The organism is Erythrobacter sp. MTPC3, from assembly GCF_042854385.1.
Lineage (GTDB): Bacteria > Pseudomonadota > Alphaproteobacteria > Sphingomonadales > Sphingomonadaceae > Erythrobacter.
The window spans coordinates 62630-76797 of record NZ_BTGP01000006.1; the positions used below are offsets into that span (position 1 = coordinate 62630).

Consider the following 14168-nt stretch of genomic DNA (forward strand, 5'->3'; position numbering starts at 1 on the left):
GCACCCGATAGGCTTTGGCAATCGCTTGGCCGCCAGAGGCTGGGGAGAACAGTTTTCGCCTGTTCAAACCTTGTGCACAGAAAGGCGGGGATGACCGGTATTAACTACTTTAACTCTTTAATTTCAGCGCCTTCGGGACTTGTATAGCGAAACGTGTCGATCCCCTGTTCACCAAGAGCATTGATCAGGTCGCGTGCTGCCTCACGGCTTTCCACCGGCCCTGCGAGAAGCCGGTTTGCCTGGCCCCAAGGGGTCACATGCGGCGTAAAATCGCCCAGCAGATCGGGCGCGCGGCGGGAAAGTCGGCGCCAATCAAAAACCAGCGCGGACACATTTCGTCCGGTCGCCACCTGCACCCAGATGCGGCTGGGATGGTCAGGCTTCACCGGTTCGGCGGCCGGCTGCGGGGATGGCGTGGTTTCGCGCGGGATCTGAATGGCCGCCAGATTGACAGCATCGGCGCCTGCGGCACTGCCCGGCATCGTGCCATAGCCCAGATCGGAAAAGGCATCCGCCACGTTCGCGCTGGGTACAGAGGCCGGGATCGGCGCTGGCGAAGTAGCGGTCGGAACTGCGTTCTGACTGCCTAGCGGCTCACCCGAAGGCTCTAATCGGCCAGCGGTCTGCTGCATCGTGTTGATTGAGGCAGTTGGGCTGGCTTCACCGACAAAAGCGGCGATTCGCGGGTCCTCGCGGCCGATATCTGCCGCGCTCGGGAAAATTCCGAGGTTTGCGGCGGCGGCCTGCTGCGATTTGGTGAGGCGCGGCATGTATTCGAGATAGGGCGTAATCCGGGCTGCGAGATCGCGGGGCATGACTGCATCGACAATCGCGGCGGCACGATCCTGGTCACCCATGATGGCCAGTCCAAAGGCGCGGGTGCGGAACGAGGCGAAATCACGCCGGTCCAGCATGGGGCGCAAGATTTCCTCGAACTTCGTGCGGTTGCCGGTGATTGCGTAGCTGAGCGCAAGGCGCCGCTTTGCCTCGTCATCGGCAGGCTGCAAGGTAATTGCCCGCTCATACACCGCCTGTGCATTGATCGAATCGCCCACCAGATCGAACGCGAGGCCTCTGTCGGACAAGAGTTCCTTCGCCTCTGCACCGGCGCTTTGCGCGGCGGCGAACAGCGGCAACGCCTCAACCGGCCTGCCGGAACGCAGATACACACTGGCCATACCCAGCTTTACGCGCGGATTGTTGGGTGAGAGATCTTCGGCGCGGCCATAAAAGCCGATTGCGGCATCAAGATCGCCGACATTTAGCGACGCCTCGCCCGCTTCTACCAGCGCCGCGATACTCTTTGGCCGTTTCGCGAGCCGTTTAAGGGCGGCGTTCAGACGCTCGATCTCTTTCGACGGAAGAGGTTGCACAACCTCACGGCCACCCGAACTTTGCGCGGCGAGCGGCGCTGCACCTGTCGCTGCCGCAAGAGCTAATGCGAGCCCCAACGGGATGGATTTGCCGGCGAAGATACTTGAAAGGTCAAAAGTCATAGATGTTGGAATAGCTAAACGGTGTCGCACACGATGCTAGTCAGGCGCTCCTGAATGCGGGGCGAACAGCACCAAGCGCCCGCCGAAACGACGGGCACCGGTGTTGCGGCAGCAAAAAAGTGCCGCGCAGCCATGCTTTTTCTATTGGTTGTTCTGACGCCCAAGGAAACGCGGGATGCTGAGCGCGGGACCATCATCGTCGCCGTCCTCATCATCGTCTTCCTTGTCATCAGCGCCAGTCCGCGACAGGTTGGCCATGCGTTCAAACAGCGTGCTGCCGCCAGCCGCTGCGCCGCCTGCTTTTGCGCCGTCGCCGGATCCTGCCGATCCGCTGCCCGCAGAGCCGCCAGCACCGCTTCCGCGAGCTCCAACCGGTTTGTCTTCCGCTGCGAGCCTGTCGGCATCGCCGAGCAGGTCATCGCTGTCCCCTTCGGCGAAGTCTCCGCCAAGTTCCAGTGGCGGAAGATCGCCGTCGCTATCGGTGCCGCCGCCAGCAAATCCGTTTCCAGCGCCGCTGGAAAACTGCTCATCTTCTGCCGGAGCGGTAAGACCGCTATTTCCGCCATCAAATTCCAGATCGTCTTCATCGTCGGTGCGCAGCCCCGCGAGCGGATCGACAATACCATCGACATCATCGCCGTCTGGCTCACCCATGTCGTCGCCGGCCTGCATGCCGCTGAGGTCGAACGGTTCGGCTTCGTTGACAGGCTTGGACGCGTCGCCTGCGCCTGTTTCCATCTCTGCATCGTCAACAACCGGAGCCGTCAAGTCGAGTGGAGCGGTGTCATCACCGCCCTCGGCCTCTGCACCGGTATCGCTCGAAAGGTCGAGGATCGGGCGTTTCGGTGCACGGGCATTGGAAAGCGACATGGACTGGGTGCTTTCGGCCTTGCCCGAGCCGCTGCCTTCGATCCCGGTGGCAACAACGGAAACCCGGATCTTACCTTCGAGTTCGGGATTAAACGCGCTGCCCCAGATGATGTTCGCATCTTCATCGACCAGTTCGCGAATGTGGTTCGCGGCCTCATCCACTTCGAGCAGCTTCATGTCTTCGCCGCCGAGGATCGAGATGATAACGCCTTTCGCGCCCTGCATGCTCACCCCGTCAAGCAGCGGGTTCGCTATCGCAAGCTCCGCCGCTTCGAGAGCGCGGTTTTCGCCCTGCCCTTCGCCGGTGCCCATCATCGCCTTGCCCATTTCGCTCATGACGGAGCGAACATCGGCAAAATCGAGGTTGATAAGGCCCGGCATGACCATCAGGTCAGTGATTGACCGGACACCCTGCTGAAGCACTTCGTCAGCAAGGCCGAATGCCTCTTTAAAAGTGGTTTCCGGGCTGGCGATCAGGAACAGGTTCTGGTTCGGGATCACGATAAGCGTATCGACGTGGTCCTGCAGTTCGGCAATACCCGCCTCTGCAGCGCGCATCCGCCGTGTGCCTTCGAACAGGAACGGCTTGGTCACAACGCCGACCGTCAGCACCCCTTTGCGGCGAGCGGCCTCTGCAATAACGGGTGCTGCGCCTGTCCCGGTGCCGCCGCCCATGCCTGCTGCGATAAAGACCATGTTGACGCCTTCCAGCGCCTCTTCAAGATCGGCAACCGTTTCTTCGGCTGCGGCCTTGCCCACTTCTGGACGGGCACCAGCGCCAAGGCCGCCGGTGATGTCCGGGCCAAGCTGAATGCGCTTTTCCGCAGGACTGCTGCTGAGCGCCTGCGCGTCAGTGTTGGCGACGAGGAATTCGACCCCTTCGATGTCGGAGGCGATCATGTTGGCGATGGCGTTGCCGCCCGCGCCGCCGATCCCGATTACAGTAATGCGCGGACGCATGTCATCGTGGTCTGCCGGTCCGATATTGATGCTCATTTTGATCTTCCTCTAAGCAGGCGGGGCGTCCCTGTTATTTAAACCGCCTGACCTTACTTTTTTACTCATCTGGCTTGTGACACATACGCAACAAGCCCGTTATACCGCGGAAATCCTTATCCACAGTGGTTTATACTGTCACATACACGGCCTGTCGCTGCGTGACAGCGCCTAATAGCCTCAAAAATACTCTTTAAGCGCACGAAACAAGCGGCTTAGCCCGAAACCTCCGCTCTCTGCCGCGCCAAAGCCGTGGGCCGTGCTGTACCGTCCGCCGACCGCTCGGATATCGACCGGATCGTCCGCTGCATAGAGGCACAGACCCGACAGCGTGGCAAAGCCGGGGGTGGCGTGCGCTTCTGGCAGGCCGGTCAGCGACGGCGCGCGCCCGATGCGCACTGGCATCCCGAGCGCGCTTTGCGCGTATTCTGCAAGTCCGGCGAGTTCAGCGCCGCCGCCGGTCAGCACAACCTGGCCGGACCGGGCACCTGAAAAACCCATTTCCTTCAGCGCCTTGCCAATTTCCAGCGTTAGCTGCGAAAGCTGGCCCGTGATGACCGATACCAGTTCGGCGCGCGGAATGCGGTTCTTGTCATCTGCCCCGCGGGCGACCGGGCCTGAAGCGCCCTCTTCCCAGCCATCGTTTGGTCCGTTGACGGGGATCATCTCGCGGTGATCGCTGGGGCTGGCGATGGCTGATCCTGAAACACATTTGAGGCGTTCTGCCTGAAACCGGCGGATGCCGAATGCGCTCGCAATGGCATCGGTAATGTCGCCTGAACCCATCTGGACCGCGCGCAGACCCAGCAGCATACCCCCTGCAAAGACCGACACGTTGCTGACATCCGACCCGATCTCGACAAGCGCCACGCCAAGCTCGCGCTCTTCCTCTGACAAACACGCATATCCTGCGGCGAGCGGCGCTGCGACGACACCTTCCACGTCGAGATGCGCGCTCTGCACTGCTTCCATCAGATTGCGGACCGGCGCTCCATCGGCGAGCATGACATGCACATCGACACCGAGGCGCTCCGCATGGAGACCGCGCGGATTGGCGACGCCGTGCGCTCCGTCCAGCGTGTAATGCGCTGGCTGTGCATGGAGCACGGTGCGGCCATCGGGCTGGATCGTATCGCGCGCCGCGATCAGCAGGTGTTCGATGTCCTCTTCTTCGATCCGGCGTCCGCCAATATCGATCTCGACCTTTGACACGCTGCTTTGAAGTCCGGCCCCCGCGCAGGCGATCCAGACGCTCTGGATGCCCTGTCCAGCGTTCTTTTCCGCCCTCTCCACCGCATCGCGAATGGCGTAGGTGGCCGCGCGCATATCGGTAATATACCCACGCTTCAAACCTTGGCTCGCGCGATGTCCCGATCCCAGGACCAGCAGGTCGCCGTTCTCGGTCTCTCCCATGATCATCGCGGAAATTCGAAATGAGCCGATATTGACCGCGCCGAACACCTTCGTCAGGCGTGCCTTTGGCGAAGCGGCCTTGGCAGGCTTTGCCCGCGCAGCAGTTTTCGCCTGAGCCATCATTGGCTGTTCTCGGCCAGTGTCTGCACCGCGTCGGCCCGGCCCGGAATGCGCATGTAAATGCGGGGCGGATCGCGCATGTCGAAACTTGCGACCTTGCCCCCGATCAGGCGGTTTTGCCCGTCCATGCGCGCAAATTTGACGAGCGCGCTCGCAGCCTCTGTTTCACCTTCGGGCAAAGCGAGAACCTGATCTGTGCCGAACGTGATGTTCCAGCGCCGGTTGCCGATCCATTCTGCCGCAACAACCTGCGGCTGGAGCGCCGGTGCAGCGGCAAGCAATTGGTCGAGCTGTGCAACCTGCTGCGCCGATCCCGGCCCCGAAATGCGCAGCATTCCCGCTGCCTCTTCGCGGGCCACCGGCGCAAGTTCATGGCCGCCTGCATCGATCAGCATCAGCCGGTCCGGTTTTTCAAGCACCGCGTGCGGCTTGCGCTCGACTATATCCACCGCCAGCGTCTCGGGCAGTTGCACCGATACGCGCGCATCCTCTACCCATGACAGTTCGAGCAATTCTGCGCGCAATGCCTCGATATCGACCTGCGGCATTGGCTGGTTGCGCTGGACGAGTGCGCGGGCATAAACCTCGCGTTCGTCCATCCGGTCAGTGCCGGTGACGCGGACCTGCTTCACTTCGAAACCGGCGCTCGCTGCCATGTTAGACAATTGCGCCTGCGCAAGAGCGGGAACGCCCGCCATGCTGGCGATGAACCAGGCAATCACCAACGCGCCGCCGATAATCGCGGTCAGCCAGATGCGGCTCCACTGTTCCTCGGTGAACGGCAGCACGCCCATCGCGCTATCGACAAAACCGGTTGTCTTCGCCTTCGCACGGCGCGCGCCTGCTGCCCTGCCTTGCGCTTTTGCTGCACGGCGGACGCCTTTGCCTCCGGAACGCTTGATATTAGCCATGTGCGTCCCCTTTGCTCTTGGCCCCTTTGCTCTTGGCCGCTCTGCTTTTGGCGGAGTGGACCCGCAGCGCCTCTTGCACAATCAGTTCGACCAGCTCGGCGTAATCGATACCCGCATGGCGGGCCTGTTCCGGCACCAGGCTGAGCGGTGTCATTCCGGGCTGGGTGTTCGTCTCCAGCACAAACAGGCCGTCTTCGCCTGCTTCGTCATCCCAGCGATAATCCGTCCGGCTGGTCCCACGGCAACAAAGCACCTTATGCGCCTTGATAGCATATTGCAGGCACAAACGCTCGATCTCTTCGGGAATTTGCGCCGGGCAGACATGCTGGGTGCGCCCTTCGGTGTATTTGTGCTCGAAATCGTAGAAGCCGTTGTCGATGATCAATTCGGTCACACCCAGCGCGCGCGGGCCATCCGGCCCATCAATCACGGCGGTCGTCAATTCGCGTCCCTTGATGAAAGGTTCAGCGAGCAATTCGGTGAAATTCTGCCACGGACCCTCGGCATCGCGCGCAATCGGATTGCCGACATTGCTGTCTTCGGTCACAATCGCAACGCCGACGGATGAGCCTTCGTTCACGGGTTTCAGCACATAGGGGCGCGGCAGAGGATCGCGTTCATACAGGTCTTCGCAAGCAACAATCCTGCCGCCGGGCATCGGAATACCATGAGGCAGCAGCGCCTGTTTCGTCAGCTGTTTGTCGATGGCGATAACGGACGTGGCGACACCCGAATGCGTGTAGGGCACGCCCATCAGGTCAAGCATACCCTGAACAGTGCCATCTTCGCCCGGTACCCCGTGTAGCGCGTTGAATACGACATCGGGCGCAGCCTCGGCAATACGCGCCGCCACATCGCGGCCCATATCGATCTGCGTGACACGGTGACCCCTGCTTTCGAGCGCATCGGCAACCCCGTTTCCGCTCATCAGGGAAACTTCGCGTTCATTGGCCCAGCCGCCCATCAGGACCGCAACGTGGAGTTTGCCGTTACCTTCAGTCATGGCCGCCCCACCCGCTGAATTTCCCACTCAAGCTCGACTCCCGACTTTTCGTAAACGCGCCGGCGCACTTCTTCGCCCAGCCCTTCGATATCGGCGCTGGTGGCGTCATCTTTGTTGATGAGGAAATTGGTGTGTTTTTCGCTGACCTGCGCGCCGCCCATCTGGAAACCGCGGCACCCTGCCTCGTCCACCAATTGCCATGCCTTACCCCCTTCTGGGTTTTTGAAGGTCGAACCGCCGGTTTTGGTCCGTAGCGGCTGCGAATTTTCGCGCGCCTCTGCGATGCGGTCCATCTCAGCACCGATTTCTTCGGGGTCGCCAGGCGTCCCTTCGAACCGGGCGGCGACGACCACGGCGCCGTCGGGCAAAGCGGAATGACGGTAGGTATAGCGCAGGTCCGCGACGGGCAGTGTCACCAGCTCGCCATCAGGCATGATGACGTCGCAATCGATCAGGATATCGGCAACCTCGCGCCCGTAAGCGCCGCCATTCATGCGAACAAACCCGCCGACAGTGCCGGGAATGCCGCGCAAAAATTCAAGGCCTGCAATCCCCGCATCGCGCGCGCTGGAGGCGGCAAGAATGCCGGGCGTGCCTGCACCGCACGCTATTGTCGTCGCGCCGGTAATATCGCATTCCGAAAACGACTTTCCCAACCGGATCACAATCCCCGGCACGCCGCCATCGCGGATGATCAGGTTTGACCCCAGGCCCAGCGCCATGACCGGCATTGAACCATTCAAGCGTTCAAGAAAAAGCCTTAAATCGTCAAGATCGGCAGGTTCAAACAGCCAGTCCGCCGCTCCCCCGCTTTTGAACCAGACCAGTTTCGCCAGCGGCGCATTGCACGTCAGATCGCCGCGTATCCCTTCGATAGAGACTGGCGCGTCGGCGCCGCCTTCGACCGCGCAAGTCGGGGCAGAGCCATCGTCCAGATCATACCAATCGCCGTGCTGTGTCATCGCGTTCATGAACCCCGCTTTGATTCAATCGCCGTTTCGAGACCAGCGGCCCAGCGGGTGATATCCCCCGCTCCAAGGCAGACGATCACATCGCCAGCACCGATTTCCTGCGCGAGTGTGCTGGCAAGGTCACTTTCATCCGCAACCGTGGCCGCTGATCGGTGACCGCGCGATTTCAGCCCTGCGACCAGTCCATCGGCATTTGCGCCTTCAATCGGGTCTTCGCCCGCTTCGTAAACAGGCGTGACGTAGACGATATCGGCATCGTTAAAGCAGCTTTGAAACTCATCCATCAGATCATTCAGGCGGCTGTATCGGTGCGGCTGCGCGACCGCGATCACCCGTCCGCCATTGTCCGCTGCATCGACCTGTTCGCGCGCCGCGCCCAAGACGGCGCGAATTTCGACCGGGTGGTGGGCGTAATCGTCAATGATCACAGCCGCGCCGGTGTCGAACGGGATATTGCCAACCTTGGTAAAGCGGCGGCGCACACCGCTAAAGCTGGAAAAGCCGTTGCAGATGACATCATTTGGACAGCCCATTTCCACCGCGACGGCAATCGCGGCGAGCGCGTTTTGCACGTTGTGCCTTCCCGGCATGGGCAGGTGCACACCTTCGATCCGGCGGTCCTCCTCGCCGCGCTGGCGCACGATCACGTCAAACGTCGATCCGCCATCATTTGGACGAACATTGACGCCGCAAATATCCGCCTGAAGCGAGAAGCCGTAGGTAACGACCTTGCGGTCGCGGACCTTGCTGATCACCGCCTGCACTTCGGGATGGTCGATGCACAGGATCGCCGCGCCATAAAACGGAACGTTGTGAATGAATTCGACAAAGGCTTTTTTCACCCCGTCGAAATCGCCGTAATGGTCGAGATGCTCGGGATCGATGTTGGTGACGACCGCGATCGTGCCGTCCAGCCGCAGGAAACTGCCGTCGCTTTCGTCAGCCTCAACCACCATCCAGTCGCTGTCGCCAAGGCGGGCGTTAGAGCCGTATTGTTCGATGATGCCGCCATTGATGACGGTCGGATCAATCCCGCCGCAATCAAGCAGGCTGGCGATCATGCTGGTTGTCGTCGTTTTCCCGTGCGTGCCTGCAACTGCAACCGTTGATTTAAGCCGCATAAGCTCGGCCAGCATTTCTGCGCGGCGCACAACGGGAATGCGGTTCTCCAACGCGTGCGCGACTTCGGGATTGGTGCGGCGAACCGCGCTGGAGGTGACGACGACAGCTGCGCCCTCGACGTTTTTCTCGTCGTGCCCGATCTTTACCGAGATGCCCTGCTCGCGCAATCGCTCTACCACCGGACTTTCTTTGATGTCGCTGCCCTGCACGGTGTAGCCGAGGTTGTTCATTACCTCAGCAATGCCGGACATGCCGATCCCGCCAATGCCGACGAAGTGCACAACACCAATGTCTGCCGGCACGCCCTTCACGCGGCATTCTCGCGCGATTTGGTTTTGGCCGCGCCCTGACCAGCAGGCGCGCCCTGCGTTGCGGCGCGGGCATTGTTGCCGCCGACGCGGATCACATCCATCAAATCAATTCCGCTCATATTTTCGACGAGGTCCGCAAGGTCCTGCGCAGCCTTGGGCCGTCCGCAATTCCACGCGCCGTGCGCCGCATTGCCAAGACTGGCAGGCTTTTGCGCCATCGCCTGTATCTGTTTCGCCAGCTCTTTCGGAGTAAAACTCGACTGACGGATCATCCGGGCACCGCCAGCTTTCACAGCCTCACGCGTGTTCGCCGCCTGATGATCGTCGGTTGCGATTGGCAGCGGCACCAGAATGCCCGGCCTGCCTACCGCAGTCAGCTCTGCAATTGTCGATGCGCCGGCACGCCCGATAAACAGATGCGTGTCCGCCAGCCGCTCGTGCATGTCTTCGAAATATGTTCCGAGTTCTGCGGGAATGGCATGGTTTGCATACCTTTCGCGCACGCGGTCGACATCCTCGCTTCGGCATTGCTGTGTCACTTGCAGACGGTCACGCAGCGCCGGAGGAAGCATGGAGAGGCCATCGGGCACAATATCGGACAAAACGCTCGCCCCCTGACTGCCGCCGGTCACCAGAATGCGAAACAGGCCATCCTCGGTAAATGCCGGAAACTCTTCATCGCGCAGGGCCAACACTTCCTCGCGGACAGGATTGCCGACCAGATGGGTCTTGTCGGCATACTTGGGTTTCAGTCGCTCAACCTCGGGATAGGATGTCGCGATTGCCTCCACCCGGCTGGCGAGCAGACGGTTGACACGGCCAAGCACGGCGTTTTGTTCATGCACCACGCTGGGAACACCTGCGGATGTTGCGGCGAGCAAAGCCGGTAATGCGGGATATCCACCAAAGCCGATCACCGCGCTGGGTTCAAAACTCTCAAACAGGCGCAGCGCCATGGCGCGCCCTTCCCAAACGGCGCGCGCGCCGCGAAGCCATTGCAGCGGGTTTTTGCCGAAACGGCCAGCAGGCAGGATGTGCGCGGTCAGCCCCTCCGGCTTGCCCGGAATATTCGCGCCGCGCTCATCGGTGATCAGCGCAACATGGTGGCCGCGCGCTTTCAATTCAGTTGCCAGCGCGAATGCCGGGATCAGATGCCCGCCAGTGCCGCCAGCCGCGAGCACGAAATGCCTGCTTGCCCCGGTGGGCACGTGCTGTTTTGTCTCGGCGCTCATGCGCGATCCTCCTTGTGCCCGGCTTGCGGGCGATCTGCTTTCGGACGCTCGAACAGGTCTTTCAAACCGGAGCTTTCCCGTTTCAGAAACGGATTTCGCCGGGTGATCGCCAATAGCAGCCCGATGGTCAAACACACGGCGAGCGTGGATGATCCGCCATAGCTGATCAATGGCAGCGTCATACCCTTCGAAGGGAACAATTGCAGATTTACAAGGATATTGATGAACGCTTGCCCACCGATCTGCGTGACCAGCCCTGCGCCTGCGAGCAGGGCAAACAGGTTGTCCTCGTCCACCAGCCGCATCAATGCCTTACCGATAATGGCAAGATAGACCAGCACGATGAGAGCGCATATCAGCAATCCGAATTCCTCTCCGATCACAGAAAATATGTAATCGGTGTGCGGTTCAGGCAGGTTCATCTTGCGCCGGCCAAGCCACAATCCGCTACCGGTCCAGCCGCCTGCCAGCAGGGTGCGCTGGGCAAGGTCGACCTGATCGAATGCAGTGCCCCCGCCCAGAAAGGAATCGATCCGGTAACGCGCGTTGTCGTAAAACAAATACGCTGCGGTCAGCAGGACGACGCCGCCCCCGATCAGCGCGCCAATGCGCTGGATTGATACGCCTGCGAGCAAGACCAGCACGAACCATATTCCTCCGAACAGGATCGTCGCGCCGAGGTTTGGCTGAAGCATCAGCAGCCCTGCGATAAGCCCCATAATCGCGGTGGCAAATGTCAGCACCGGAAGGTTCTGATCGCGCAGTTTCCAGGACAATATCCACGCCAGCATGATGGCAAAGCCGGGTTTCAGGAATTCAGAGGGCTGCAGCGACATTCCAAATTCCAGCCAGCGACGCGCGCCGTTCTTTTCCGCGCCGATCAGTGGCACCAGAAAAAGCAGAAACAGGAACAGCGCGAACACCACGATGCCGAGACGCCGAGCTGAATCGCGGTCCAGGAAAGAGACCGCGATCATCCCGCCAATACCCATGACCTGCCAGACGATATGCTGTTTCAGGTAATAGAACTCGCCGACCTCGATCCCTCTTCGGCCCAGCTGCTCCGCCGCAGCAGGGGCCGCAGCGGCGACCGCGACGGTTCCGAATGCCATCAGCAACAGGACGAGGAACAGCAAAGGTTTGTCGATTTCGCGCCACCAGATACGCGCCTGATCGCTGAACCTGCGCGCATTGCCGGATGGCTGCGCGGCGGTTCTACCGCTTTGCGAGGGGGTATAGGTTCCCGCGCCGCTCACGCCGCGTTTTCCCCATTGCTGGTGTCATCGTCGCTATCCGCCATCATGCTAACCAATTGCCGGAAATGCTCGCCGCGCTTTTCGTAGTCGCGAAACTGGTCAAAACTGGCACAAGCCGGGGAGAACAGCACCACATCACCCGGCTGCGCCGCGCTACGCGCCCGGTTTACGGCTTCACTAACGAGTTCACACCGCTCGACCTTCGGGATCTGGTCGGTGAGCAGATCGGCAAACATCGGTCCCGCTTCGCCCACGGTGTAAGCCGCTGCGACATTGCTCAGGTGATCCGCGCATTCGCCGAGGCCGTCTTCCTTGGCCAGACCGCCAACAATCCAGTGCACGCGGCGCGCGCCGGCGCGAATGCTTTCCTGCGGAGGAAAAGCTGCGATGGCTGGCGCGGTGGAGGCGGGGTTGGTCGCCTTGCTATCGTTGATGAAGGTGACGCCTGCATCTTCGCAAACCATCTCCATCCGGTGCGGCAGGTTGCGGAAACTCGCCAAAGCAGCGCGCCAATCCCGCTCGGTCACCCCAAGTTGCTGGGCAACCGCGACCGCAACCGCAACGTTTTCAAGATTGTGCGGACCTTGCAGCCCAGGCCATTCGCTTTGCATGGCGGCGAAACGATCAAGATCGGCGGCGACAACGCGGCCCTGCGGCCTGCGCGCCAGTTCTGCCTGCATGATCGCGCCGGCTGGACCGGCGGTCGACCCGAACACCGCAAATTGATCAGAACCCTGCATCGCGAACAGTCGGCCCTTGGCAAAGGCGTAATCCTCAAACCCGTCATACCGGTCGAGGTGGTCGGGCGTGATATTGGTCAGCGCAGCAACTTCGCAGGCGAGCGAGCGGGTGAGGTCGATCTGATAGCTCGACAGCTCCAGCACATAGATGCCAGCACCCTTCGCATTGGGCTGGAGCGGTGTTTGCGCAAGGATCGGTTCACCAATGTTTCCGCCTAGAAGAGCGGGCAGCCCGGCCTCCACCAGCAAATGGTGGAGCAACGCAACCGTGGTTGACTTGCCATTGGTCCCGGTAATCCCCGCGACCACGTGCGCAGGCAGATCGGCGCGGGCCTTCGCGAAAAGCTCGATATCGCCAATCACCGGCACGCCGTATTTTGCGGCATGGGGTTTGATGGGATGGGTGTTGAGCGGCACTCCGGGCGACACGACAACGCCGTCATACCCGGTAAGATCGATGCCCAGCGGGTCTGCCAGCGTACAGCGCCCCTCAAACGGATCACGCGCCACATCCTGCCGGTCCCACGCGGTGATATGCGCCCCGCTGGCCAGCAGGCTTTCGGCAGCCGCCGCGCCGGATCGCGCCAGACCGAGGACGGCATAGCGTTTATCGGCAAAGGCGGCGGAGGTGATCACGTTTGCGTCGCTACCTCAGCTTCAGCGTGGAAAGACCGATCAGCGCAAGGATGATCGCGATGATCCAGAACCGGATCACGACCTTGCTTTCGCTCCAGCCCAATTGTTCGAAATGGTGGTGGATGGGGGCCATGCGAAACACGCGCTTCCCCGTCCGCTTGAACCAGAAAACCTGCACGATGACGGAAACCGCCTCCAGCACGAAAAGTCCGCCGACAATCGCCAGCACAACCTCATGATGGCTTGCCACCGCAATCGCGCCCAGCGCCCCGCCCAATGCGAGGCTGCCTGTGTCACCCATGAAGACGGCAGCCGGCGGCGCGTTGAACCACAGAAATGCGAGACCCGCGCCCATGATCGCGGCGGAGAACACGGCCAATTCGCCTGCGCCCTCCACATACGGAATGCCGAGATATTCGGAATAATCGACGCGGCCAACAAGATAGGCGATGATTGCAAACGTGCCTGCGGCGATGATGACCGGCATGATCGCCAGCCCGTCCAGACCATCGGTCAGGTTCACCGCATTGCCCGCACCAACGATCACAAAGGCTGCAAAGACGTAGTAAAACGGCCCCAGCGGGATCTGCACGTCGGAGAAGAACGGCACATACAGGTTGGTGTTGATCTGGCTGACGATCAGATACGAGGCGACCCCTGCCACGATAAATTCAAGCAGCAGCCGCACTTTGCCCGACACACCCTTGTGCGAATTCTTCGTAACCTTGTCATAGTCGTCGAAAAACCCAATCACGCCGAAACCCGCCGTCACTGCGACACAAGCCCAGACCAGCGGACTGCGCAAATCCATCCACAGCAGCAGCGAGATCATGAGCGCGACCAAAATCATCAGCCCGCCCATTGTCGGCGTGCCAACCTTGGCAAGGTGGGTTTGCGGTCCATCTTCGCGGATCGGCTGCCCCTTGCCCTGGCGAACGCGCAGCATATTGATGAAACGCGGCCCGATGATCAGGCCAATAATCAGTGCTGTCATCAACGTCGCGCCAAAGCGGAACGTTTGGTAACGTACGAGGTTCAGCGCCCCTTCAAAGCCCAGCCATTCAGCGAGTAGATAGAGCATTCAGATCCCT

General features: G+C 61.0%; 11 protein-coding genes. All 11 read right to left on the reverse strand.

Annotated elements, in window-relative coordinates:
* Window positions 1–104 precede the first annotated feature (104 nt).
* On the reverse strand, window positions 105–1496 hold the full coding sequence (locus ACGHU1_RS09675; RefSeq protein ID WP_390586290.1) for a tetratricopeptide repeat protein: 1392 nt from the start codon (window positions 1494–1496) through the stop codon (window positions 105–107).
* A gap of 141 nt (window positions 1497–1637) precedes the next feature.
* Window positions 1638–3362: a cell division protein FtsZ gene (gene ftsZ, locus ACGHU1_RS09680; protein WP_390586291.1), complete on the reverse strand. Its 1725-nt coding sequence runs from the start codon at window positions 3360–3362 to the stop codon at window positions 1638–1640.
* A gap of 180 nt (window positions 3363–3542) precedes the next feature.
* Window positions 3543–4895 carry a cell division protein FtsA gene (gene ftsA, locus ACGHU1_RS09685; protein ID WP_390586622.1) on the reverse strand — a complete coding sequence of 451 codons (1353 nt, stop codon included), beginning with the start codon at window positions 4893–4895 and terminating at the stop codon, window positions 3543–3545.
* A complete protein-coding gene (locus ACGHU1_RS09690) occupies window positions 4895–5806 on the reverse strand; it encodes a cell division protein FtsQ/DivIB (RefSeq protein WP_390586292.1) in 912 nt (303 codons plus the stop codon). The genes ftsA and ACGHU1_RS09690 overlap by 1 nt, the downstream gene beginning before the upstream one ends.
* Window positions 5799–6809: a D-alanine--D-alanine ligase gene (locus ACGHU1_RS09695; protein ID WP_390586294.1), complete on the reverse strand. Its 1011-nt coding sequence runs from the start codon at window positions 6807–6809 to the stop codon at window positions 5799–5801. The genes ACGHU1_RS09690 and ACGHU1_RS09695 overlap by 8 nt, the downstream gene beginning before the upstream one ends.
* Window positions 6806–7780, reverse strand: a complete 975-nt coding sequence (gene murB / locus ACGHU1_RS09700) for a UDP-N-acetylmuramate dehydrogenase (RefSeq protein ID WP_390586295.1) — start codon at window positions 7778–7780, stop codon at window positions 6806–6808. Before murB ends, ACGHU1_RS09695 begins: the two co-directional genes overlap by 4 nt.
* A complete protein-coding gene (murC, locus tag ACGHU1_RS09705) occupies window positions 7777–9213 on the reverse strand; it encodes a UDP-N-acetylmuramate--L-alanine ligase (protein WP_390586298.1) in 1437 nt (478 codons plus the stop codon). The genes murB and murC overlap by 4 nt, the downstream gene beginning before the upstream one ends.
* On the reverse strand, window positions 9210–10445 hold the full coding sequence (gene murG / locus ACGHU1_RS09710; RefSeq protein ID WP_390586300.1) for an undecaprenyldiphospho-muramoylpentapeptide beta-N-acetylglucosaminyltransferase: 1236 nt from the start codon (window positions 10443–10445) through the stop codon (window positions 9210–9212). The genes murC and murG overlap by 4 nt, the downstream gene beginning before the upstream one ends.
* Window positions 10442–11701 carry an FtsW/RodA/SpoVE family cell cycle protein gene (locus ACGHU1_RS09715; protein WP_390586303.1) on the reverse strand — a complete coding sequence of 420 codons (1260 nt, stop codon included), beginning with the start codon at window positions 11699–11701 and terminating at the stop codon, window positions 10442–10444. Before ACGHU1_RS09715 ends, murG begins: the two co-directional genes overlap by 4 nt.
* Window positions 11698–13077 carry a UDP-N-acetylmuramoyl-L-alanine--D-glutamate ligase gene (gene murD, locus ACGHU1_RS09720; protein WP_390586305.1) on the reverse strand — a complete coding sequence of 460 codons (1380 nt, stop codon included), beginning with the start codon at window positions 13075–13077 and terminating at the stop codon, window positions 11698–11700. The genes ACGHU1_RS09715 and murD overlap by 4 nt, the downstream gene beginning before the upstream one ends.
* 10 nt (window positions 13078–13087) lie before the next feature.
* Window positions 13088–14158 (reverse strand): phospho-N-acetylmuramoyl-pentapeptide-transferase, encoded by a 1071-nt coding sequence (gene mraY / locus ACGHU1_RS09725; protein WP_390586307.1) that lies wholly within the window; start codon window positions 14156–14158, stop codon window positions 13088–13090.
* Window positions 14159–14168: the final 10 nt, after the last annotated feature.